Genomic DNA, 22,277 nt, shown 5'->3' on the forward strand with positions numbered 1-22,277 from the left:
GCTCGAAACTTTCGATATCCCAGAAGGGGACGACATGCTCACCCGCACGTTCACGGACCACACGGTCACACCTCCGCCCCGCAGGTCACGGGCTCGAAAGGCCCTGGTGTTCGGCACGGCCGGCCTGCTCGCCGCGGCCGGCGTCACCACTCTCGCGGGAACGGCCACGGCGGCCGGTACGCTCGGCGCCGCGGCGGCCGAGAAGGGCCTCTACTTCGGCACGGCGGTCGCGGCCAACCACCTGGGCGAGGCCGCGTACGCCTCGACGCTCAACACGGAGTTCAACTCCGTGACCCCCGAGAACGAGATGAAGTGGGACGCCGTCGAGCCCAGCCGCAACTCCTTCTCGTACGGATCGGCCGACCAGATCGTCAGCCATGCCCAGAGCAGGGGCATGAAGGTCCGCGGGCACACCCTCGTCTGGCACTCCCAGTTGCCCGGCTGGGTCGGCGGGCTCGGCGCCGCCGACCTCAGGACGGCGATGAACAACCACATCACCCAGGTCATGCAGCACTACAAGGGCAAGATCCACTCCTGGGACGTCGTCAACGAGGCCTTCCAGGACGGCAGCAGCGGCGCCCGGCGCAGCTCGCCCTTCCAGGACAAGCTCGGCAACGGCTTCATCGAGGAGGCGTTCCGCACCGCGCGGACGGCGGACCCGGCCGCCAAGCTCTGTTACAACGACTACAACACCGACGGTGTCAACGCGAAGAGCAATGCCGTCTACAACCTGGTGAAGGACTTCAAGGCACGCGGCGTGCCGATCGACTGCGTGGGCTTCCAGTCCCACTTCAACAGCGCCTCCCCCGTGCCGAGCGACTACCGGGCGAACCTGCAGCGCTTCGCCGATCTGGGCGTCGACGTGCAGATCACCGAGCTGGACATCGAGGGCTCGGGCACGGCACAGGCCACCAGTTACACCAACGTGGTGAACGCCTGCCTCGGTGTCTCCCGCTGCACCGGGATCACCGTCTGGGGCGTCACCGACAAGTACTCCTGGCGCGCGAGCGGCACACCGCTGCTGTTCGACGGCAACTACGCCAAGAAGGCCGCCTACACCGCCGTACTCACCGCGCTCGGCGGCAGTGGCGGGGGCGGAGGCGGCGGAGGTGGCAACGCCGCCTGCACGGTCACGTACAGCAGGACGAACGACTGGAGCGACCGCTTCAACGGGCAGGTGACGGTGACCGCGGGCAGTGCCGGCATCACCGGCTGGACGACGACCGTCACGGTGACCTCTCCGCAGAAGGTCTCCACGACCTGGAACGGCACGCCCAGCTGGGACTCCAGCGGCACCGTCATGACCATGAAGCCCAACGGCAACGGGAGTATCGCGGCGGGAGCGTCGACGAGCTTCGGGTTCACCGTCATGAAGAACGGCAACTCCGCGGCGCCCGTGATCGGTTCGTGCAGCGCGTCCTGACACGTTTCCTGACGCGCTTCCTGATGTGCTTCCGGCGGGACCGGCGGTGCGAGGGCTGTGGCGTGGTGAAGAGATTCGTTGCGCCACATCCTTCGTACCGCTTCCCGCCTACCGCGTACCGCCGGAATGTCCGGTGCGGACCGGGCGTTGCTCAGCGCATGACCGATGACACCGGCCCCGGCCAGGACGCACTGCTCCGACTCCTCTCCGAGTACGACGGCGGGGTGCTGACGACGCTCAGGCGCGACGGACGCCCCCAGCTGTCGAACGTCAACCACGCGTACAGTCCCGACGAGCGGATCGTGCGCGTGTCGCTCACCGACGGCCGCGCCAAGACGCGCAATCTGCGCCGCGACCCACGGGCCTCGTACCACGTGACCAGCGCGGACCGTTGGGCCTACACTGTCGCCGAGGGCATCGCCGATCTCTCGCCCGTGGCCCGCGAGCCCGGCGACGAGACCGTGGAGGAGCTGATCCGGCTCTACCGGGACGTACAGGGCGAACATCCCGACTGGGACGACTACCGGGCCGCGATGGTCCGCGACGGCCGGCTGGTCCTGCGGCTTCATGTCGAGCGCGCGTACGGCATTCCTCTCGCCCGCTGACGGACACTCCGCCCGCCGACAACCCCTGTTTTTGGTCTGTACCTGACGATGGTCTACCGCTAGGCTCTGGCCCGCTGAAGATGAGAGCGCTCTCATTGTTCAGCTGTTCCGCCCCCACCTTGCTGGAACAACGAAGGGCTATCGCCTTGAGACGCACCACGACCCTGAGCACCGGCCTGGCCTCCCTCCTCCTCGTCGGCGCGTGGGCAACCGTCGCCGCCGGATCCGCCTCGGCCGCCCCCGCCCCCGAAACCACCCCCACCTCCACTTCCAAGGCGCCCGCCTCCGACGCCCTCATCGACGCCATGCGGAGGGACTTCGGCCTCACGCGGGCCGGCGCCGAGGCACGTCTCGCCGCCGAGAAGACGGCGACGGCCGCCGAACCGAAGGCCGAGCGCGCGGCCGGCGCCGCGTACGGCGGCTCCTGGTTCGACGCCGACAGCGGGAAGTTGACCGTCGCCGTCAAGAACGGCGCGTCCGCCGCCACGCTCGCCTCCGTACGCGACACCGGGGCGAGTGTCCGCACCGTCAAGTACAGCGCGCGGCAGCTCGACGCGGCCAAGGCGCGCATCGACAAGCTGGCCGCGCCGGACGGAGTCAGCAACTGGTACGTCGACGCCGAGTCGAGCTCGGTCGTCGTGGGCGTCGTCGCCGCGAAGCGAGCTGACAACGATGTCCGGGCGTTCCTCGCGAAGGCGCGGGCCAGTGGGCCCGTCCTCGTCGAGAAGACCGCCTCGGCGCCCGAGACCTTCGCGGCCGGGACCGTCGGCGGCGACCCCTTCTACACCGGCAACGTCCGCTGTTCCATCGGCTTCTCGGTGCACGGCGGTTTCGTCACCGCCGGGCACTGCGGTGGGGCGGGGCAGGGTGTCAGCGGCTGGGACCGCTCGTACATAGGCAACATCCAGGGCTCGTCGTTCCCCGACAACGACTACGCGTGGGTGAACGTGGGCAGCGGGTGGTGGACCGTGCCCGTCGTACTCGGCTGGGGTACCGTCTCCGACCAGCTCGTGCGCGGGTCCAACGAGGCGCCGGTCGGTGCGTCCATCTGCCGGTCGGGGTCGACCACGCACTGGCACTGCGGGAACGTGCTGGCCAAGAACGAGACGGTCAACTACAGCCAGGGTGCTGTGCGTCAGATGACCAAGACCAGTGTCTGTGCGGAGCCTGGTGACTCGGGTGGGTCGTTCATCAGCGGTGACCAGGCGCAGGGGGTCACTTCCGGTGGGTGGGGGAACTGCTCCACCGGTGGTGAGACCTGGTACCAGCCGATCAACGAGATTCTCAATCGCTATGGGTTGACGTTGCACACGGCGTGATGTTGGCGCGGCTTCGTCGGACGGGCTCCGTCGCTTGGAGGCGGCGGGGTCCGTCCTTGCCCGTTCGGGCCGTGCCTCGGCGCTCCGCGCGGGGTTTGCGGGGGTGACGGTTGGGTGTCGTGTGCGGGTCGGTGGGGGCGGGTCGCGCCGTTCCCCGCGCCCCTTGCGGGGGTGACGGTTGGATGTCGTGTGCAGGACGCTGGGGGTTGAGCGTGCCGTTCGCCGTGACCCTTGCGGGGGTGGTCGGGGGCGTGTGGTGGGGGTTCATCGGGCGTTCATCAAGGTTGTCGCTCATGTCGGTTCGCTGCGCGGGTCGGCGGCCTACGCTCGTCCGCGGCACTTCGCGGGGCCGGACCGTCGTCAGGCGGTCGGGCCCGTCGCTCGTCCACACGGAAGGTTTCCTCGCACATGGTCCTCAGATCCACCGCCGTGTCGCGGAGGTTCGGCAGGAGAGCCGCCGCTCTCGCGCTGACCACCGCGCTCGCCGCCGCACTGCCCGGGCCGGTCTCCGCGGCAGCCGACTCCGCCGCGCCCGCCCGCCCCACCGCGTACGTCGATCCGCTCATCGGCACGGCGAACGGGGGCAACACCTACCCGGGCGCCAACCTCCCGTACGGCATGATCGGTTGGTCGCCGACCAGTACCAGGGGCGACCAGACCAGCACGGGCGCGGCCAACGGCTACGAGTACGGGGCGACCCGGCTGCGCGGGCTGAGCCTCACCCATGTGAACGGCGCGGGCTGCAACCCGGGCGCCGCGGGCGACGTACCGATCATGCCGTTCGTCGGGGACGTCACCTCCTCGCCCTCGGCGGACACCAAGGACGCCGTCTACGCGGCGAACTTCTCGCACGCCGACGAGCGGGCCGTGCCGGGCCGCTACTCCGTGGGACTCGACTCCGGCGCCCGCGCCGACCTCGCGGTGTCGCAGCGGGCCGGCGTCGCCGACTTCACGTTCCCCGCCGACAAGCCCGCCAACCTGCTCTTCCGGGTCTCCAACTCGCTCAACGGGAGTGAGGACGCGGAGGTGGAGATCGACCGGGCCAACCGCAAGGTGACCGGGTCGGTGCTGACGGGCGCGTTCTGCGGCCGGCGCGCCAACGGCGGTGTCAACAACCGCAAGAGCTACTACCGGCTCTACTTCAGCGCTTCCTTCGACCGCGCCTTCGCCGGCACGGGTACGTGGCAGGACGGCACCCTCTCCCCCGGCGCCACCACGGGCGGTGGCGGCGAGGGGTACGCCACGGGCGCCGACCGCGCGGGCCGCGGCTCCGGTGGTTACGTCGGCTTCGACACCGGGTCCGACAACGATGTCCACATGCGGCTCGGCATCTCGTACGTGAGTCTCGCGGGAGCCGAGGCCAATCTTCGCGAGGAGATAGGGCCACGGGCGAGCGTCGACCAGGTGGCGGCGGCCGGGAGCAAGGCCTGGGACCGGGAGCTGCGTTCCGTGCGGGTAGGGGGCGGCAGTGAGGCCCAGCGGACCGTCTTCTACACCGCGCTCTACCACTCCCTCCAGCAGCCCAACCTGGTCAGCGACACCGACGGCCGCTATCCCGGCATGGACGGCAAGCCGCACCGGATCGAGCGCGGGCAGGGGGCGCAGTACAGCAACTTCTCGGGCTGGGACCAGTACCGGGCGCAGATCCAGTTGCTCGCCCTGCTCAAGCCGCGTATAGCCGGGGACTTCGCCCAGTCGCTCTACAACTTCGCGCGGCAGAACGGCGGGGTCTGGGACCGGTGGGTGCACATCAACGGCCCGACGCATGTCATGACCGGTGACCCGACGGCGGCCACGCTCGCCACCTTCTACGCCATGGGTGTACGCAACTTCGACTACCGCGGCGCCTTCGACTCGCTGGCGAAGCAGGCCACCGTGCCGCACCCGGACGGGCTCTCCGACGCGGGCTGCCCCGGCCAGTGCACCGGCCAACGGCCCAACCTGGCGCAGTACATGACCTCCGGGTACGCGGCGCAGGACGTCTGCCACTGCTGGGGCGGTGCCGCCGAGACGCTGGAGGACTCGGTCGCCGACGACGCGCTCGGCCGCTGGGCGAAGCTGCTGGGCCGTGACGGGCAGGCCGCCGACTTCGCCGAGCGCGGTGGCTGGTGGCGCAACGTCTTCAACCCGGCCGCGACGGACGGGGCGGGCACCGACGGCTACATCCAGGCGCGCAACCTGGACGGGTCCTGGGTCACGCCGTTCAGTCCGGGCAGCGACCGCGGGTTCGCCCAGGGCACGAGTGCCACGTACACCTGGATGGTGCCGCAGGACGTGCAGGGGCTCGCCGAGGCGATGGGCGGACGCGAGGTGGCCGCCGGTCGGCTCGACGGCTTCTTCCACAAGGCCGACGGGTCCTGGTCGGTGAAGGGCGGCGACGCGCTGCGCTACGACCCGACCAACGAGCCCGGCATCCACGCCCCCTGGCTCTACAACGCGCTCGGCCAGCCGTGGAAGACCCAGGCGACCGTCCGGCAGATCCTCGACACCGTCTACGGCACGGGGCCCACGGGGCTGCCCGGCAACGACGACCTCGGCACCATGTCCGCCTGGTACGTCTTCTCGGCCCTCGGCGTCTACCCGCAGACCCCGGGCAGCGCCGACCTCCTGCTGGGCGCGCCGCTGTTCCCGCACGCCGTGATCGACCGGCCCGGCCGCGACCTCGTCATCGACGCGCCCGACGCCGACGCCACGCACGCGTATGTCGGCGGAGTCCGGCTGAACGGCCGTACGCACGACCGGTCCTGGACGGACGGCAGCCTCCTGCGGACGGGTGGCACGCTCAGGTTCACGCTGGCGACGGAGCCCGACACCCGGTGGGCGACCGCGCCCGCAGGACTCCCCCGCTGATCAGCCGCTCGACAGGGGTGTGGCCCCGGATCCGGACGACGGATTCGGGGCCACACCGATGTCCAGCGTCCGGTCAGACCTTGCGGTACCTGGCCATGGCGAACGAGAACAGGCCGAAGAGCATCAGACCGACGGCTATCAGCACCAGCAGCCACGGGCCCGCCGGGGTCTCGGCGAACGAACGCAGGGTGTCGTCCATGCCCTTGGCCTTGTCCGGCTCGTAGTCCCAGGCCGCGCGGACCGCGAAGCCTCCGGCGACGGCGAACACCAGACCGCGGGCCACACCGCCGCCGACACCGGTCACGTCGACCGCCTGGCGCACCTTGCGCGACATCTCACCGAGCCGCATGTGCTTGTGATACTTCCGGCGGGCGGCCTGCACGACCATCCAGAGGCCCGCACAGCCGATCACCACGCCCGCCACGCCCACGAGCCACTGCCCGGCGGGCAGGTCCATTGCCTTGGCCGTGGCGTCCCGGGACTTGCCGTCGCTGGAACCGCTGCCGGCGGCCCCCGCGGCGAAGGAGATCACGGAGTAGGCGACGAAGCCGTAGAACACGGCCCGTGCCGCCGACGCGACCCTCTTCTTCGCCTTGTTGCCGTCGGGGCCCGCGGCGCCGAAGACCGCTTCGGAGAGCCGCCACAGCGCCATGCCGACCAGTCCGACGGCCAGCGCCCAGAGCACGACCTCCCCGAAGGGCTTCCCCGCGACCTCCTGGAGCGCACCGCCCTGGTCCGCCTGCTTTCCGCTGCCGCCGAAGGCGATCTGCAGCGCCAGCAGGCCCACCAACAAGTAGATGACACCGCGCGCGGTGAAACCCGCCCGCGCCGCCCCCTCTATGGCAGGGGCCGCCTTCTGCTTCCCCGCCCGGCTGCCTCGTGTCAACGTGCTTGCGTTCATCATTGCCTCCCGTCTCCGGTTGCCCCGGCTCGGCCGTACGACACCCGGCGGGCCGGGCCGGGCGGTACGTCCCTTTTCCGAAGCACTTCGGGGGGATCGAACATACGATGGGCGTGCAAGTGGAAGGGCGTCGCGCGCGACCGCGCGGGGGCGCCGACCTCTCGGGGTGGGAGACGAATGGCACAGGGCACAGACGCAGCACGGACCGTCATCCTGACCGTGGACGACGACCCGGGAGTTTCGCGTGCCGTGGCCCGTGACCTGCGGCGGCGTTACGGCGAGACGTACCGTATCGTGCGCGCGGAGTCGGGGGAGAGCGCTCTCGAAGCGCTGCGCGAGCTGAAACTGCGCGGTGATCTCGTCGCGGTGATCCTGGCGGACTACCGCATGCCGCAGATGAACGGGATCGAGTTCCTGGAGCAGGCCCTGGACGTGTACCCGAGTGCGCGCCGGGTGCTGCTGACGGCGTACGCGGACACGAACGCGGCGATCGACGCGATCAACGTGGTGGATCTGGACCACTACCTCCTCAAGCCCTGGGACCCGCCCGAGGAAAAGCTCTATCCCGTCCTGGACGACCTCCTGGCCGCCTGGCGGACCTCCGACCACCGGGCCGTCCCGGTCACGAAGGTCGTCGGTCACCGCTGGTCCGCGCGGTCCTCGGACGTACGGGAGTTCCTGGCCCGTAACCAGGTGCCGTACCGCTGGTACTCGTCGGACGAACCGGAGGGCAAGCGGCTGCTGGCCTGCGCCGGGCAGGACGGCGAGCGGCTGCCGCTCGTGGTCACGGCCGACGGGGCGGTGCTGGTGGAGCCCGACGATCAGCAGCTGGCCGCCCAGGTGGGTCTCGCCACGACGCCGACCGCCGAGTTCTACGACCTGGTCGTCATCGGCGGCGGCCCGGCCGGACTCGGCGCGGCGGTGTACGGCGCCTCGGAGGGGCTGCGGACGGTACTCGTCGAGCGGTCCGCGACCGGTGGGCAGGCGGGGCAGAGCTCGCGCATCGAGAACTATCTGGGCTTCCCGGACGGTGTGTCCGGGGCGCAGCTCACCGACCGGGCGCGGCGGCAGGCGTCGAAGTTCGGCGCCGAGATCCTGACGGCACGCGAGGTGACCGCGCTGGAGGTCACCGGGGCCTCGCGCACCGTGCGGTTCTCGGACGGTTCGGCGATCTCCGCGCACTGCGTGATCCTGGCGACGGGCGTCTCGTACCGACAGCTGGAGTCGCCGGGCGCCGAGGACCTGACCGGCTGCGGGGTCTTCTACGGATCGGCGCTGACCGAGGCCCCCGCGTGCCAGGGGCAGGACGTGTACATCGTCGGCGGGGCGAACTCCGCCGGGCAGGCCGCGATGTACCTGGCCAGGGGTGCGAAGTCGGTCACCCTGCTGGTGCGCGGCTCCTCCCTGACCGCGTCGATGTCCCACTATCTGATCGAGCAGATCACCGACGCGCCGAACATCACGGTGCGCACCGGCACGGTCGTCGACGCGGTGCACGGCTCCGACCACCTGGAACAGCTCACCCTGCGCGATCTGGAGAGCGGTCACACCGAACTCGCCGACGCCCAGTGGATGTTCGTGTTCATCGGGGCCGCGCCGCTGACCGACTGGCTGGACGGCACGGTTCTGCGGGACGAGCGCGGGTTCATCGTCGCCGGGCCCGACCTGGCGGTCGGCGGGGAGTCGCCGCCCGGCTGGGAACTGGACCGGCCGCCGTACCACCTGGAGACCAATGTGCCCGGGGTGTTCGTGGCGGGTGACGCGCGCGCCGAGTCGGCCAAGCGTGTCGCCTCCGCCGTAGGAGAGGGAGCCATGGCCGTGATGCTCGTCCACCGGTACCTGGAGCAGTCATGAGCGGGCGGCCGATGCCGTGCGACATCAAGGAACTCAGCACGCTGTTCCTGTTCGAGAAGCTGGACGCCGAGCAGTTGGGGCGGCTGTGCGGCGAGGGCCGGGTGGAGCTGTTCGAGCCCGGTCACGTCTACGAGGAGGGCGAGCCGGCCACCTGCTTCTTCGTCCTCCTGGAGGGCACGCTCGTCATGTCGCGGCGGGTCGGCGGTGACGACGTGGAGATCAACCGCACGTCCCAGCGCGGGGTGTACGCGGGCGCCATGCAGGCGTATCTGGCGGCCCCCGAAGAGGCGCGCTACAAGGGCTCGCTGCGGGTCACCGAGCCCTCGCGGTTCTTCATCCTGCCCGCGGAGACGTTCTCCGCGGTGCTGCGGGAGTGGTTCCCGATGGCCGTGCATCTGCTGGAGGGGCTGTTCTTCGGCAGCCAGAACACCCAGCGGACCATCGGGCAGCGTGAGCGGCTGCTGGCGCTTGGCTCGCTGTCCGCCGGGCTGACGCACGAGCTGAACAACCCGGCCGCGGCGGCGGTCCGGGCCACGTCCGCGCTGCGGGGCCGGGTGGCCGGGATGCGGCACAAGCTCGGCATGATCGCGGCGGGCCCGTACGCGCGCGACGCCCTGGAGACACTGGTCGAGATCCAGGAGCGTACGGCGGAGCAGGTCGCCAAGGCGACACCGCTGAGCCCGTTGGAGGCCTCCGACCGGGAGGACGCGCTGGGCGACTGGTTCGACGACCACGGCATCTCGGGCGGCTGGGAACTGGCGCCGACGTTCGTCCAGGCCGGGCTGGACATCGACTGGCTGGACCAGGTGGCGGCGACCGTAGACGACGGGACGCTCGAAGGTGCGATCAGGTGGCTCAACTACACGGTCGAGACCGAGTTGTTGATGAACGAGATCGAGGACTCCACGACCCGGGTCTCGAACCTCGTGAACGCGGCCAAGCAGTACTCGCAGCTCGACCGTGCGCCCTACCAGGTCGCCGATGTGCACGAACTGCTCGACAGCACCCTGATGATGCTCGCCGGGAAGATCGGCTCCGGCGTCCGGATCGTCAAGGACTACGACCGGTCGGTGCCCAGGATCCCCGCCTATCCGGGCGAGTTGAACCAGGTGTGGACGAACCTCATCGACAACGCCGCCTCGGCGATGGGCGGCGAGGGCACCCTGACCGTGCGCACCGCGCTCGAACGGGAGCAGCTGCTCGTCGAGTTCCGCGACACGGGGCCCGGGGTGCCGGAGGAGATCCGCGGCCGGATCTTCGACCCGTTCTTCACCACGAAGCCCGTGGGCGAGGGCACCGGGCTCGGTCTCGACATCTCCTGGCGCATCGTCGTGAACAAGCACCACGGGCATCTGCAGGTGCACTCCGAGCCCGGCGACACCCGCTTCCAGGTCTTCCTCCCGCTCACCGCGGAGGAACCCGACCCGGAGCCCGGCTCGCGGCCGGATTCGGCGCCGGATTCGGAGCCCAGGTCGGCTCCCGGCTCCGAACTCGTCGCGGAATCCCCCACAGAATCCACCACGGCATCCACTTCCACCGGATCCGACACCCCTCAGGAGGCGTCATGACCACCTCGGACACTGCCGGAATCGACCCGAGCATGCCGCCGAGCGGCCCGGGATGCGTCGAGTGCGAATCCTCGCAGGGCTGGTGGTTCCATCTGCGGCGCTGCGCCGGGTGCGGACACGTCGGCTGCTGCGACGACTCCCCCTCCAAGCACGCCACGGCCCACCACCAGAGCACGGGCCACCCCTTCATCCGAAGCTTCGAGCCGGGCGAGGCCTGGTTCTGGAACTTCGAGACGTCCGAACTGTACGAGTCCGGGCCCGACCTCGCCCCGCCGCTCAGCCACCCGGCCGACCAGCCGGCGCCCGGCCCCGCGGGACGGGTGCCGGCGAACTGGGCGCAGACGCTCCGCTGATCCGGCCCGCTCCCGCTCCCGCACCGCCTCGCCGCCGGTCCTCGGGCCGGGGTCGCGGGGTCGCGGGGTGGGGTGGAGGTCTCGGGACCAGTGGACTGTCGGTGGCGCGTGCCAGGATGGATCCGTGTCGACCACCGCATTCACCGCGCCGCTCAACGGACCCTTCATCGGGCCCTTCATCGGGCGTGCGGACGAGCTCGCCAGGCTGACCCGCGTTCTGGACCGGGCCCGGGCCGGTGAGGCACGCGCCGTGCTGGTCGCGGGGGACGCGGGAGTGGGCAAGACCCGGGTGCTGACCGAGGCCGCCGGGCATGCCGCGGCGGCGGGCACGACCGTGGTCACGGGGCACTGTGTCGACCTCGGTGACGTGGGTCTGCCGTATCTGCCGTTCACCGAGATCCTGGGCGTGCTCGCCGGGGACGAGCGGTTCTGCGGCACGCTGGCCGCGCATCCCGTGGTCGACCGGCTGATCGGACAGGGCGGGGACGGGGCGCGGGACGCGGGAGGCCGTCCGCAGCTGTTCGAGGGCATGGCCGCGCTCCTGGCCGAACTGACCCGGGCGGCCCCGCTGTTGCTGGTCCTGGAAGACCTGCACTGGGCGGACCAGTCCTCCCGCGACCTGCTGCGTTTCCTGCTCAGCAGGGGCATCCTGGGAGGCGCGGGCAGTGCGGGCGGCGCGCCCGGTCAGCGTCTCGCCGTCTTCGCCTCGTACCGCGCCGACGATCTGCACCGCAGACATCCCTTGCGGCCCCTGCTCGCCGAGCTGGTGCGCCTGCCCGCCATCGAGCGGCTGGAGCTGCGGCCGATGCCCGACGGCGAGGTGGCCCGGCTCGTCCGCTCGCAGCGGACGGCGCCGGTCCCCGACGCCACGATCCGCCGCATCGTCGAGCGCGCCGAGGGAAACGCCTTCTACGCCGAGGAGTTGCTGGCCGCCACCTCGGAGACCGTGCCCGGGGCCGCCCCCGCGGTGCCCAGCGGACTGGCGGACGTGCTGCTCAGCCGCTTCGAGCAACTGTCGCCGACCGCACAGCAGGTACTGCGCACGGCGGCGGTCGCCGGCCGCCGCGTCGAGCACGATCTGTTGCGCGACGCCGTGCAACTGCCGGAGGAGGAGCTGGAGTCGGCGCTGCGCGAAGCCGTCGGACGACAACTCCTCGTCGCCGGTGGGGGGTCGGGCAGGGACTCCGGCGGGAGCTTCGGCGGGAGTTCCCGTGGGGGCTCGGGCGGGAGTTCCGGTGGGGACAGCACCTACTCCTTCCGGCACGCCCTGATCCGTGAGGCGGTCTACGCCGATCTGCTGCCGGGTGAACGGGTGCGGCTGCACAGGGCGTTCGCCCACGTACTGGCCGGGCGGGGCCTGCCGGCCGAGTGCGCCGCGGAGCGCGCCCACCACTCGCGCGAGAGTCATGACCTGCCCGACGCACTGGCGGCCTCGCTGGAGGCCGCCGACCACGCGGCGCGGGTCCGCGCGCCCGCCGAGGAACTGCGCCACCTGGAGGCCGCCCTCGACCTGTGGTCGGCGGTGCCCGCCGACGCGCGGCCCGACGGCTTCGACACGGTCACCCTGACACTGCGCGCCTCGGCGGCAGCCGCCCACGCGGGCGACACCCACCGGGCGGTCTCGCTCACCCGGGCCGCGCTCGCGCGCATGGGCTCCGACGAGGACTCCGAACTGGCCGCCAGGGTCCGCTACACACTCGCGGGCAACCTCATGCGGATCGACAGCCTGACCGCCGCGTTCACGTACAGCAGTGAGGCCCTCGCGATGATCCCCGCGGACCCTCCCTCGCGTACGTGGGTGTGGGCCGCGTCCACCCACGTCATGGCGGCGCGGTACGTGGGCGAGGACGAGACCGCCCGTGGCGTGGCCCGCCGGGCCCTGGGCATCGCGGAGCGACTGGGCCTGCCCGACGCCCGGGCCGACCTGATGATCTCCCTCGTCGGTCTGGAGGGAGCGGGCCGGACCACCGCGGAAGGACGGGCCCGGCTGCGGGAGGCACGGGAGCTGGCCCGGCACGCGGGGAACACCTCGATCGAGATGCGCGCGCTGTTCAACCTCTCCATCGGCGCGTACGAGTCCGGCGACCTGGACGAATGCCTGACCTGGCTCTCCGACGGACTGGAGCGCGCGGATCATGCGGGGCTGCTCGCCTCGCCGTATCCGCTGGAGATGCGCTACCTGCGTTCGCTGGTGCTTTACTCCCTGGGCCAGTGGGACGAATGCGTCCGCGCCGCCGAGAGCGATGCCGAGCGGCTCCCCGCGGCGGGTGGCTACGCGATCGGCCCGGCGCTGTCGGTGGCGCTGGCACGCGGTGAGCAGGGGGCCGCCGAGCGGGCCCGGGCCCTCCTCGACGGACCGTTCGACTGGATGGCCACGCTCGTGGCGGGCATCCTGCTGACCGACGCGGCGGTCCTGCGTCACGATCCCGAGGTGGCCGTCGAACAGGTACGTACGAGCGTCGCGGCTCTCGTCGACGACTCCGGTACGACGCCCGATGTGGTGGTGCGGCTCGCGGCGCTCGCCCTGGCCCCCGTGGCGGACGCGGCCGTGGCCGCCCGGCTGGCGGGCGACGAGGAGGGCGTGCGGCGCTGGTCGGAGATCGGGGCGGAGCTGGTCGGGATGGCCCGGGTCACGGCTACGGAGGGCGAGGACGGCTCGCCCCAGGGTCCCGAGGGCCGTGCGTGGCTGGCGCGGGCCGAGGCCGAGTGGGCGCGGGGCCGCGCCGAGCCGGCCCCGCGGGCCCGGGCGGAGACCGGGACCGCCCGGGAGAGCGCGGAAGCCCGGGAGAAGGCGGAAGCGTGGGAGAAGGCGGTCGACGCGTTCGGCTACGGGGACGTCTACGAGCAGGCTCGCTGCCGGCTCCGGCTCGCGGAGGCACTGCTCGCGGCGGGGCGGCGCGAGGAAGCCGCCGGGCAGGCGCGGGCGGCCCAGGACACGGCCGTCCGGCTGGGCGCCGTGCCGTTGCGTGCGGACGTGGAGCGGCTGATCCGCCGGGCCCGCCTCGCGGAGACCTCTCCGGTGGAGGGCGTCCCCGCGCTGACCGCCCGGGAGAACGACGTCCTGCTGCTCCTCGCACGTGGCCGCACCAACCGGCAGATAGGCGAGGAACTGTTCATCAGCGGCAAGACGGCGAGCGTGCACGTCTCCAACATCCTCGCGAAGCTGGGCGCCGCGAGCCGTACGGAGGCGGTGGCCATCGCGTACCGCGAGGGGCTGGTCCAGGCGGAACCGACCGCCTCCGGCTGACCGGCGAGCGGACCTGCGACGGATCGGCGTGCGACCGGCGAGCGGATCGGCGCGTCGCTGCGGCTCGGGTGTGCCGCAGCGGCTGCGGGGTCCGGCGGATGGCTGTGTCATGGAGACAGGCTCACGCGGGGTCGGGCCGCCGTTTGTGTCCAGGGCAACCGGTTACACGAGCGGATGGCCCGCATTCGTACACGTACAAGCAAAGGTGGCTGTTCATGACGTCCGGCACGCATCTCGCTCTGACGCTCACTCTCACCGGCGGTTCGGCCGCCGACGCGCGGGCTGTCGTCCACACGCTCGAACCCGTCTTCGGATCGCCGGACACCCTGCCCGGCGACAACGGCGCCACGGTCTACACGGCCACCTTCGGCAGCGGCGGCGACGCGCCGACCGGCGGTGGCAGTGACAGTGACAGTGGCAGTGACGGCGAGACGGCCAAGCTCTCCACGTCCGTCACCGTCACCCTGCAGGGCAGCCCGGAGGCGGTGCACCAGGCCGACGAGACGCTTTCGGCGGCGTTCACCGTCCACGAGGAGGGGGCGGCCTCGGGCGACCAGGAGCAGGAGCGGGAACTGCGCCTCGAACCGTAGGTCCACGCCGTATGTCCCCGCCGTGGGTCCATGCCGAAGGTGCCCGCCCTGGTTCCTGTGCGTCCCTGTCCCGGCTCCCCGTGGCGCGCTCTCACCCGTCGGGCCCAACCGGGCCCGACGGCGTCACCCGCTGAGCCGTAGCGTCCGCATCTGTTCGTCGAGGGGCGCGAGACCGACATCGCGGCGCCGCTCGTCGAGCGTTTCGGGCCGGCGGACCGGATACGGACAGCAGGTCACGGGGTCGATACGGGTTCCGTAGAACTGCGGCTGCCCCAGTTCCACGGCGCAGTGGTCGGCGATGTACGCGTGATGCGGCGCCGGGCAGCGTCCGTCCGCCACGGCCTGGGCGATCAGGTCGCGGCACATGACCTGGAAAGCGGGATCCGGGGCGTGCAGCAGGATCATCAGGGCCGCGGTCGAGGCCGGCGCGCCGACCAGGTCCGCGGTCGGCCAGGCATGGCGCCGGACGATCGTCCTGAGCGCGTCGGCGTTGCCCTTGCGGCACTGCGCGAGGCGGTGCCGCGCCGCCGGTGTGGGTCTGCGGTGCGCCTCCCCCGTCGCCCGGTGGTCCTCGTCCACCCGGCGGAGCAGTTCGCGGGCGAGGGCGGTCGCGAGCGCGGGGAGAACGATGGGGTGGCCCGCGCCCGTCGTGGCCGCGTTCCCTCCCTGTTCGCCGCTGCCGGGAGCGGTCATGGCAGCTGCCGAATGTCCGACGAGAACCACACCCGCTTCCCCGTCCCGCCGGGTTCCGTGCCGCGTACCTCGTGGTCGATGCGGCGCACGTCGGCAGCGAGTGCGGGCTGCGCGATCAACTCCGGTGGGTGCGACCGCCGTTGTCGCCTGTCCGGTCGGCGGGTGACCGACGCCCCGTAAACCGCGGCCGGGACTCTGCCCGGGTTCCTCGGTTGTCCGTCACTCACGGTGGCCATCCAGGTCTCGCCTCATGCTGCTGCGGGTTCGCCCGCCACGCCGAGGGCGCCAAGTGCGCTGCGACCGAGCGCCGTTGTGCGCCGTCGCCGCCGGACTGTGCGGCACGTCACTCGGTCCCTATGATTGCGTACACACTCAACTCGTAACAAGCGTTCTGATAATTTCAGAACGATCCGCACGGCTCTGTCTGTGTCAGGTACGGCGTGGCACACTGCTGGCTGTGACGGCCGTTCCGGGAGGTAGGACGTGAGCGCCCACCGCTCCGGCGGCAGCGCGCCGACCGTCCTGCGGATGGTCCTCGGAAAGCGGCTCGGGCACCTGCGGGAACGGGCGGGGATCTCCTTCGAGGACGCCGCCCGGGCCATCGAGGTCACCCCTTTGACGGTCCGTCGGATGGAGAAGGCCGAGGTCGGCCTCCGCATCCCTTACGTCAGGGAGTTACTGCGCGTCTACGGAGTCCCCTCCGCGGAGGTGGACGACTTCCTCACGATGGCCCGGGAGGCCAACCGGCCCGGCTGGTGGTACTCCTACCGTGACGTGCTGCCGGACTGGTTCAGCGCGTACGTGAGCCTGGAGAGCGAAGCCGGCGTCATCCGTCTCTACGAACCCCACTACGTCCCGGGCCTGTTGCAGACGCACGACTACGCGGCCGCGCTGATGCGCGTCGGCTTTCCCAACGCGGCCAAGGAGGACGTCGCCCGCCGCGTCGACCTGCGTCTGCGGCGGCAGGATCTGCTCGCCAAGTCCGACGCCCCCGCGGTCTGGGCCGTCCTGGACGAGACCGTGCTGCGCCGGCCGGTGGGCGGGGCCGAGGTGATGCGGGCCCAGATCGACCGGCTGATCGAGGCCCTGGACATGCCGAAGGTCCGCATCCAGATACTGCGCTTCTCGGTGGGCGCGCACCCCGGCGCGTTCGGGCCGTTCCACTACTTCCGCTTCGGCTTCTCCGAGCTTCCCGATGTCGTCTACACCGAGAGCCTCGTCGGCTCGGTCTATGTGGACCAGCCCGCCGACGTCGTGACGTATCTCGAAGTACTGGACCGGATGTCCGTGCAGGCGGAACCGGTCGCCCGGACCAGGAGCATCCTGGGTGAACTGCGTAAGGAGTTGTGAGCCATGACGTCCACGGACCCCGTCCACAGCGGCATGCCCGCCATCGAACTGGGCGCCGAGGGCTGGGAGAAGCCCTGGAGCGGCACCAACGGCGGCAGCTGCGTCGAGGCCAAGCGGCTCGCCGACGGGAGCGTCGCCCTGCGTCAGTCCAAGGATCCGAACGGGCCCGCGCTGGTCTATACCCGGGACGAGATGATCTCGTTCCTGGAAGGCGCGAAGTCCGGCCGGGCCGACTTCCTCGTCGCCTGACCCGCGCTCCCGCCCTAAGCCGCAACAAGGCGCCCCTGCGCAGTAGTTGACGATATGTTGGGAATGACCGGCGACGCACGGCAGGAGATTCCTCATGACGGACGGCCAGCGCACCCCCGACCAGGACGCCTTGTCGAAGATCGACACCTCGGTGCCGCATTCCGCCCGCATCTGGAACTACTGGATGGGCGGGAAGGACAACTACGAGGTCGACCGGGAGGCGGGGGACGCCTACCGCCGGATCGCGCCGAACATCGAGACGATGGCCCGCGCCTCCCGCGGCTATCTGATCCGTACCGTGACGTTCGTCGCCGGCGAGCTGGGCATCCGCCAGTTCCTGGACATCGGCACCGGTCTTCCCACGTACGACAACACCCACCAGGTCGCCCAGCGGGTGGCGCCTCGGGCGCGGATCGTCTACGTGGACAACGACCCGCTGGTGCTGCGGCACGCCCAGGCGCTGCTCACCAGCACGCCCGAGGGTGTCACCGACTACATCGACTCGGATCTGCACGAGCCCGGGAGGATCATCGAGGCGGCGGGCAGGATCCTCGACTTCGGGCAGCCCGTCGCGCTGATGCTGATGGGCATCCTGGGCCACATCCAGGACTACGAGGAGTCCAGGTCGATCGTGCGCCGCCTCCAGGCCGCCCTGCCGTCGGGCAGCTACTTCGTGCACTACGACAGCACCGACACCGACGCCGAGCTGCAGCGGGCCCAGGAGGGCTACGACGACACCGGTGCCGTCCCGTACGTGCTGCGCAGCCCCCGGCAGGTCGCCGCGTACTACGACGGCCTGGAGCTGCTGGACCCCGGCATCGTCTCCTGCCCGCTGTGGCGTCCCGAGCCGGGCACCGACCCGCAGCCGACGGACGTGTACGGCGGCGTCGCCCGCAAGCCCTGACACCCCCCGTCGGTGCCAGGGCCCGTCCGCGGACGGTCGGTGCGGCCGGTCAGGACCGTGCGGCCGGCAGGATGTTCTGGTTCAGCCGGAACAGGTTGCCCGGGTCGCGGTCGGCCTTGATCCGGGCCAGGCGCGCGTAGTTGTCGCGGTAGCCGGCGCGGACCCGCTCCTGTCCCTCGTCCATCATCATGTTCACGTAGGCGCCCCCCGCCGAGTACGGGTGCAGGGCCTCGAAGTAGTCGACGGTCCACCGCCTGATGAGGTCGGCGTTCGCCGGGTCGGGGTCCACCCCCGCGTACACCGAGGCCCAGCGTGCGTCCCGGTAGCTCCAGGCGGTGTCCGTCGGGGCGTGGTCGTGGACGGCGCCGTCGATCGGGTACAGGTGGAACGTCGACTTGAGCGTGGGCAGTCCCGCCCCGAACTTGGCGTGCTGGTCGATCGCGTCGCCCGGGATCTCGTTGACGAAGTCGGCGCGCCAGTACCACTGGTCGCCGGGCGGGTAGAGCCCGTCGAAGGCCGACTGGATCGCGGGGTACGGCATCGGCGCGGGGCCGTGCAGCATCGGCTCGGGCAGCGCGGCGAGCAGGGGCGCCATCAGCCGGGCCGCCGTGTCCGCGTCGTCCCCGGCGTAGCACCACACGACACCGCAGGCCTTGCGTCCCTGGAGCTCCTCGGGGAACGGCGGGGCCGGCGGGACGGCGCCGAACAGGAAGAAGCCGTTCAGTTCGCGGGGTGCGTGGGGAATGAAGTCCCGGTAGGCGGTGAGGACTTCGGCGGCCTGCTCGACGGGCCAGAAGGTGGGTCCCGCGACGACCGTACTCACCTCGTGCAGCCGGAACCGGAACGAGGTGACGACGCCGAAGTTGCCTCCGCCGCCACGGATCGCCCAGAACAGGTCGGCGTTGTCGTCGGCGCTCGCGCGCACCTGTGTGCCGTCGGCCAGGACGAGGTCGGCCTCCAGGAGGTTGTCGATGGTCAGCCCGCACTTGCGGCTGAGGTGGCCGAGGCCGCCGCCCAGGGTGAGGCCGCCGACTCCGGTCGTGGAGATGATGCCGCTCGGTGCGGCCAGCCCGTGCGCGTGGGTGGCACGGTCCACCTCGCCCCAGACGCAGCCCGCGCCGACGCGTGCCGTCCTGGCGCGGGGGTCGATCTCGATGTCCTTGAGCGGGGACAGGTCGACGACCACGCCGTCGTCGCAGGTCCCGAGTCCCGCTCCGTGATGCCCGCCGCCGCGGACCGCGAGCGGCAGGTCGTGGTCGCGGGCGAAGCCGACGGCCCGGGCCACGTCCTCGGTACCGGTGCAGCGGGCCACCAGGGCGGGCCGCCGGTCGATCATCGCGTTGTAGACGGCGCGGACCTCCTGGTAGCCGGCGTCCTCCGGGCCGATCAACTGCCCCTTGAACCCCGTGAGTTCCTGGTGTGCCGCTTGTGCGGGCGTGACGGACATGGCATCCCCCGATCCGGGGCCCTGTTTTCCGGGCCCCTCCGATGGACCTGTTCTAGTCCTGCGGCCCGGACTCAGGTATCCGTCCCCGCCACTCAGCTCGACGTCCTCGCCTACCTAGGTCTGTCTGTGGCCGTCCAGGTGCGCCCGCATCCGGCGTATCTCCACCTACGACTCACGGCTCGGCAGGATTCCGAGCTCCGCGGCACGGGCGGCTGCCTCGCGCCGCGAGCGGGCGCCGAGCTTCTCCAGGACGGCGGCGACGTGGTTGTCGACGGTACGGACCGATACGACGAGCCGCTCGGCCATCTCCGGGTTGGTCAGACCCTGGGCCAGCAGCCGCACGACCTGCAGTTGCCGCTCGGTGAGGCCGGCGGGGTTCTCCCGGGTGGCGGCGAGCGGCCCGCGCGGGATGCGGCGGACGCCGAGATGCCGCAGCTCGGAGCGGACCAGCCGCGCCAGGGGTTCGGCGCCGAGCGCGTCCAGACCCGCGAGGGCGGTGAGCTTGTCGTCCGGGTCCGGGCTCTCGGCGAGGGCGGCGGCATGCTCGTACGGGCAGCCGGCCGCGTGCCACGCCCGGGCAGCCTCCCGCCAGCGGCCGGCGCTCTGGAGGGCGTACGGGTGGTCCGAGCCGTCCGCCGGTACGGGGTGTCCGGCCCTGGTGAGCCAGTAGCCGAGTTCAACGCGGTGCGGGACGACGTTCAGCCGGCGTGCCTGCTCGAAGGTGTCACGGGCGAGTTCGGCCACGGCCGCGTGATCGCCGCGGAGCCAGGCGGCCTCGGCCCGGGCGGCGGCGACCGGGCCTGTGCGCTGGAGTTCACGGGTGCGGACGGCGATCTCCCAGGCCTCGTCGAGCAGTTCGTCACCGCCCTGGCGACCGCGCCGGACGCGGACCCGGGCGAGGACGGTCAGCGCGGGGCAGCGGGCGGGGACGAAGTCGTGGGCGCCGATCTCGGCGTGCCGTTCCGCCTCGTCCCAGGCGCCCGCGGCGAACTTCCGCAGCCCCATGGCCACATGGAGATAGCTGAGGAAGCCGACGTGCTCCGCCCGGTCGGCCAGCTCCATCCCTGGGGCGAGGTAACGGTCGGCCTCGGTGTGGTCGAGGCGTTCGAGCAGCGTCCAGATGAGGTTGGCGTACGAGCGGCAGGCGTGTTCGACCTCGCCCGCGGCCAGCGCGACCCGCAGGCTCTCCTCCAACTGGGCGCGGCCCAGCGGGTCTCCGGCGCGCCAGCGGGCGGAGCCGACGTTGTTGAGGGCGTGCGCGAGGATCGCATGGTCGCCCGTACGACGGGCCAGGAGGATCGCGCGTTCGCCGAAGTCGACGGCCTGGGTGGTGCGTTCGGACAGCATGTGGAGCTGGGAGGTGTTGCTGAGCGCGAGTGCGAGCAGCCGTTCGTCGCCCGCCGCCTCCAGGACGGCGATGGCTTCCCGCGCGGCACGCTGGGCCTCGTCCGCGTTCCCCGCCCACCAGTGGATCCGTGAGAGCCAGCGCAGGTCGGCGCCGAGCGCCCGGGTGTCGCCGAGGAACCGGCGCAGCGCGACCGCGTCCCGTTCGGCGTCCACGGCTGCCGCGGAGTCGGCGATGGTGTAGCTCTCGATGGCGAACCGCTCCAGCAGATCGGCGAGTTCGGCCGCGTCGAAGCGGTCGCGCTGTCGCAGGACGAGTCGCAGATGGGCCGCGGCCTCCCGGTGCGCACCCGCGTCGGCGGCGTCCCGGGCGGCATCGGGTCCGTACCGTGCGATCGCCTCCTGGTCGCCGGCCTGGGCGGCGTGGTGGACGACGCGGGCCGGATCGGAGCCCGGTTGCACGACAAGTGCGGCCAGGACCTGGCGGTTGAGTTCGATGCGCCGTGCGGCGGGCAGCGAGTCGGCGACGGCCCGGCGGATCAACTCGTGGCGGAATCCGGCACGTTCGGGGCTCACGGTGAGCAGCCCGCGCTGTTCGGCGACCGCCAGTTCGGCGACACCGCCCGGCAACAGCGCGTCGACGAGGCGCCGTTCGACGGCGGAGGGCACGACGGCGAGCTGTTCCAGGGCGTCCCGGGTACGGTCGTCCAGGTCGCGCAGCCGGGCGAGGACGGCGTCCACCACCGTCGGCGGTACGGCTCCGGTGCCGCCGGCCGCCACCACCTCGGCGACGAAGAACGGGTTGCCGGAGGTGACCTCGTACACCTCCGCCGGATCCAGGCCGCTCACCGCGCTGAGCCTGTGCACGGCGTCCGGAGAGAGCCGGGACAGCGGCAGGCGGTGCACGCGTTCGGCCCGGGACACCTGGCCGAGGAGGTGGTGCAGGGGGTGGCGGCGGTCCAGCTCGTCGTCGCGGTAGGTCAGGACCAGTACGGCCGGCAGGCGTTCCACCCGGTGCACCAGGAACCGCAGGGCGTCGAGGGAGGCCTCGTCGGCCCAGTGCACGTCCTCGACGACGAGGACGGCCGGGTGCGGGGCCGCGGTGAGTTCCGCCCGCAGCGCGTCGTAGACCCGGGGACGGTCGCCGCCCGCCGTGAGCGCCCGCGCCAGTTCCGCGCCGACACCGCCGACGAGATCGCGGAAGGGGCCGAGCGGCCGGCGTGTCGCCAGGTCGTCGCACTCCCCCACCAGGACGCGGGACGCGGCGGACAGCACTCCGGGCATGGCCTTCACCAGGCTCGACTTGCCGATGCCCGCCTCGCCGTGGACGAGCACCACGGAACCGGCTCCGTCGGCCGCCTCCCTGGCGGCCGAGGCCAGCCGGTCGAGCTCGTGCTCCCGTTCGAGGATCCCCCCATCCACGGCGCCATGCTGGCACACGCACGCCTCTTGAAGCCCCACAGCGGCACCCATAGGATCGTTCAAGAATTGTGTGAAACGTTTCAAGCGGATTACACGTCTCCCTCGCGCCTCTCCTCCCCCCACCGACCGCTCCGTTCACCCGCACCCGCGCACGTACG

General features: G+C 71.7%; 16 protein-coding genes. 12 read left to right on the top strand and 4 right to left on the bottom strand.

The window, feature by feature from the left end; translation table 11 throughout:
- Positions 1–34: 34 nt before the first annotated feature.
- The 4 genes from ACH4DZ_RS03640 (at position 35) to ACH4DZ_RS03655 (ending at position 6,197) form a co-directional block, all read left to right on the top strand.
- Positions 35–1,423 (top strand): endo-1,4-beta-xylanase, encoded by a 1,389-nt coding sequence (locus tag ACH4DZ_RS03640; RefSeq protein WP_398285243.1) that lies wholly within the window; start codon positions 35–37, stop codon positions 1,421–1,423.
- 158 nt (positions 1,424–1,581) lie between these two features.
- The gene (locus ACH4DZ_RS03645; protein ID WP_398285244.1) at positions 1,582–2,028 is read left to right on the top strand and encodes a PPOX class F420-dependent oxidoreductase; all 447 of its coding nucleotides are present in this window, start codon (positions 1,582–1,584) and stop codon (positions 2,026–2,028) included.
- 146 nt (positions 2,029–2,174) lie between these two features.
- Complete coding sequence (locus ACH4DZ_RS03650; RefSeq protein ID WP_398285245.1) at positions 2,175–3,347, top strand: S1 family peptidase; 1,173 nt, start codon at positions 2,175–2,177, stop codon at positions 3,345–3,347.
- A gap of 408 nt (positions 3,348–3,755) precedes the next feature.
- On the top strand, positions 3,756–6,197 hold the full coding sequence (locus ACH4DZ_RS03655; protein WP_398285246.1) for a GH92 family glycosyl hydrolase: 2,442 nt from the start codon (positions 3,756–3,758) through the stop codon (positions 6,195–6,197).
- Positions 6,198–6,270: 73 nt separating this feature from the next.
- Here the strand turns inward: ACH4DZ_RS03655 and ACH4DZ_RS03660 are convergent, their stop codons facing one another.
- Positions 6,271–7,098: a DUF1206 domain-containing protein gene (locus tag ACH4DZ_RS03660; protein ID WP_398285247.1), complete on the bottom strand. Its 828-nt coding sequence runs from the start codon at positions 7,096–7,098 to the stop codon at positions 6,271–6,273.
- A gap of 177 nt (positions 7,099–7,275) precedes the next feature.
- Here ACH4DZ_RS03660 and ACH4DZ_RS03665 point away from each other — a divergent pair, with 177 nt between their 5' ends.
- From ACH4DZ_RS03665 to ACH4DZ_RS03685, 5 genes are all read left to right on the top strand, one after another.
- Entirely contained in the window at positions 7,276–8,952 is a 1,677-nt protein-coding gene (locus ACH4DZ_RS03665; RefSeq protein WP_398285248.1) for an FAD-dependent oxidoreductase, read from the top strand.
- Positions 8,949–10,520: an ATP-binding protein gene (locus ACH4DZ_RS03670; protein ID WP_398285249.1), complete on the top strand. Its 1,572-nt coding sequence runs from the start codon at positions 8,949–8,951 to the stop codon at positions 10,518–10,520. The genes ACH4DZ_RS03665 and ACH4DZ_RS03670 overlap by 4 nt, the downstream gene beginning before the upstream one ends.
- A complete protein-coding gene (locus ACH4DZ_RS03675) occupies positions 10,517–10,873 on the top strand; it encodes a UBP-type zinc finger domain-containing protein (RefSeq protein WP_398285250.1) in 357 nt (118 codons plus the stop codon). The genes ACH4DZ_RS03670 and ACH4DZ_RS03675 overlap by 4 nt, the downstream gene beginning before the upstream one ends.
- A gap of 124 nt (positions 10,874–10,997) precedes the next feature.
- Complete coding sequence (locus tag ACH4DZ_RS03680) at positions 10,998–14,120, top strand: ATP-binding protein (protein ID WP_398285251.1); 3,123 nt, start codon at positions 10,998–11,000, stop codon at positions 14,118–14,120.
- Positions 14,121–14,335: 215 nt separating this feature from the next.
- Positions 14,336–14,710 (top strand): hypothetical protein, encoded by a 375-nt coding sequence (locus ACH4DZ_RS03685; protein ID WP_398285252.1) that lies wholly within the window; start codon positions 14,336–14,338, stop codon positions 14,708–14,710.
- Between the two features lie 123 nt (positions 14,711–14,833).
- On the opposite strand, the gene ACH4DZ_RS03690 is transcribed toward ACH4DZ_RS03685, so the two are convergent.
- On the bottom strand, positions 14,834–15,403 hold the full coding sequence (locus tag ACH4DZ_RS03690) for a DUF6624 domain-containing protein (RefSeq protein ID WP_398285253.1): 570 nt from the start codon (positions 15,401–15,403) through the stop codon (positions 14,834–14,836).
- Between the two features lie 528 nt (positions 15,404–15,931).
- Between ACH4DZ_RS03690 and ACH4DZ_RS03695 the strand changes: the two genes are divergently transcribed.
- From ACH4DZ_RS03695 to ACH4DZ_RS03705, 3 genes are all read left to right on the top strand, one after another.
- On the top strand, positions 15,932–16,753 hold the full coding sequence (locus ACH4DZ_RS03695) for a helix-turn-helix domain-containing protein (RefSeq protein ID WP_398285464.1): 822 nt from the start codon (positions 15,932–15,934) through the stop codon (positions 16,751–16,753).
- 3 nt (positions 16,754–16,756) lie between these two features.
- Positions 16,757–17,002, top strand: coding sequence for a DUF397 domain-containing protein (locus ACH4DZ_RS03700; RefSeq protein ID WP_398285254.1), 246 nt, complete (start codon positions 16,757–16,759; stop codon positions 17,000–17,002).
- A 94-nt stretch (positions 17,003–17,096) separates the two neighbouring features.
- Entirely contained in the window at positions 17,097–17,906 is an 810-nt protein-coding gene (locus tag ACH4DZ_RS03705; RefSeq protein ID WP_398285255.1) for an SAM-dependent methyltransferase, read from the top strand.
- A gap of 49 nt (positions 17,907–17,955) precedes the next feature.
- Here the strand turns inward: ACH4DZ_RS03705 and ACH4DZ_RS03710 are convergent, their stop codons facing one another.
- A complete protein-coding gene (locus ACH4DZ_RS03710) occupies positions 17,956–19,353 on the bottom strand; it encodes an FAD-binding oxidoreductase (RefSeq protein WP_398285256.1) in 1,398 nt (465 codons plus the stop codon).
- A gap of 165 nt (positions 19,354–19,518) precedes the next feature.
- A complete protein-coding gene (locus ACH4DZ_RS03715) occupies positions 19,519–22,119 on the bottom strand; it encodes an AAA family ATPase (RefSeq protein ID WP_398285257.1) in 2,601 nt (866 codons plus the stop codon).
- Between the last annotated feature and the right edge of the window lie 158 nt (positions 22,120–22,277).

Origin of the sequence: Streptomyces sp. NPDC017991, assembly GCF_044328075.1 — a bacterium.
In the GTDB taxonomy this organism is placed as follows: domain Bacteria; phylum Actinomycetota; class Actinomycetes; order Streptomycetales; family Streptomycetaceae; genus Streptomyces.

Excerpts from the sequence above, each read along its gene's own strand:
- ACH4DZ_RS03640 (WP_398285243.1), top strand. The coding sequence starts at position 35 with ATGCTCACCCGCACGTTCACGGACCACACGGTCACACCTCCGCCCCGC.
- ACH4DZ_RS03645 (WP_398285244.1), top strand. The coding sequence starts at position 1,582 with ATGACCGATGACACCGGCCCCGGCCAGGACGCACTGCTCCGACTCCTC.
- ACH4DZ_RS03655 (WP_398285246.1), top strand. The coding sequence starts at position 3,756 with ATGGTCCTCAGATCCACCGCCGTGTCGCGGAGGTTCGGCAGGAGAGCC.
- ACH4DZ_RS03660 (WP_398285247.1), bottom strand. The coding sequence starts at position 7,098 with ATGAACGCAAGCACGTTGACACGAGGCAGCCGGGCGGGGAAGCAGAAG.
- ACH4DZ_RS03665 (WP_398285248.1), top strand. The coding sequence starts at position 7,276 with ATGGCACAGGGCACAGACGCAGCACGGACCGTCATCCTGACCGTGGAC.
- ACH4DZ_RS03670 (WP_398285249.1), top strand. The coding sequence starts at position 8,949 with ATGAGCGGGCGGCCGATGCCGTGCGACATCAAGGAACTCAGCACGCTG.
- ACH4DZ_RS03675 (WP_398285250.1), top strand. The coding sequence starts at position 10,517 with ATGACCACCTCGGACACTGCCGGAATCGACCCGAGCATGCCGCCGAGC.
- ACH4DZ_RS03685 (WP_398285252.1), top strand. The coding sequence starts at position 14,336 with ATGACGTCCGGCACGCATCTCGCTCTGACGCTCACTCTCACCGGCGGT.
- ACH4DZ_RS03690 (WP_398285253.1), bottom strand. The coding sequence starts at position 15,403 with ATGACCGCTCCCGGCAGCGGCGAACAGGGAGGGAACGCGGCCACGACG.
- ACH4DZ_RS03695 (WP_398285464.1), top strand. The coding sequence starts at position 15,932 with ATGGTCCTCGGAAAGCGGCTCGGGCACCTGCGGGAACGGGCGGGGATC.
- ACH4DZ_RS03700 (WP_398285254.1), top strand. The coding sequence starts at position 16,757 with ATGACGTCCACGGACCCCGTCCACAGCGGCATGCCCGCCATCGAACTG.
- ACH4DZ_RS03705 (WP_398285255.1), top strand. The coding sequence starts at position 17,097 with ATGACGGACGGCCAGCGCACCCCCGACCAGGACGCCTTGTCGAAGATC.
- ACH4DZ_RS03710 (WP_398285256.1), bottom strand. The coding sequence starts at position 19,353 with ATGTCCGTCACGCCCGCACAAGCGGCACACCAGGAACTCACGGGGTTC.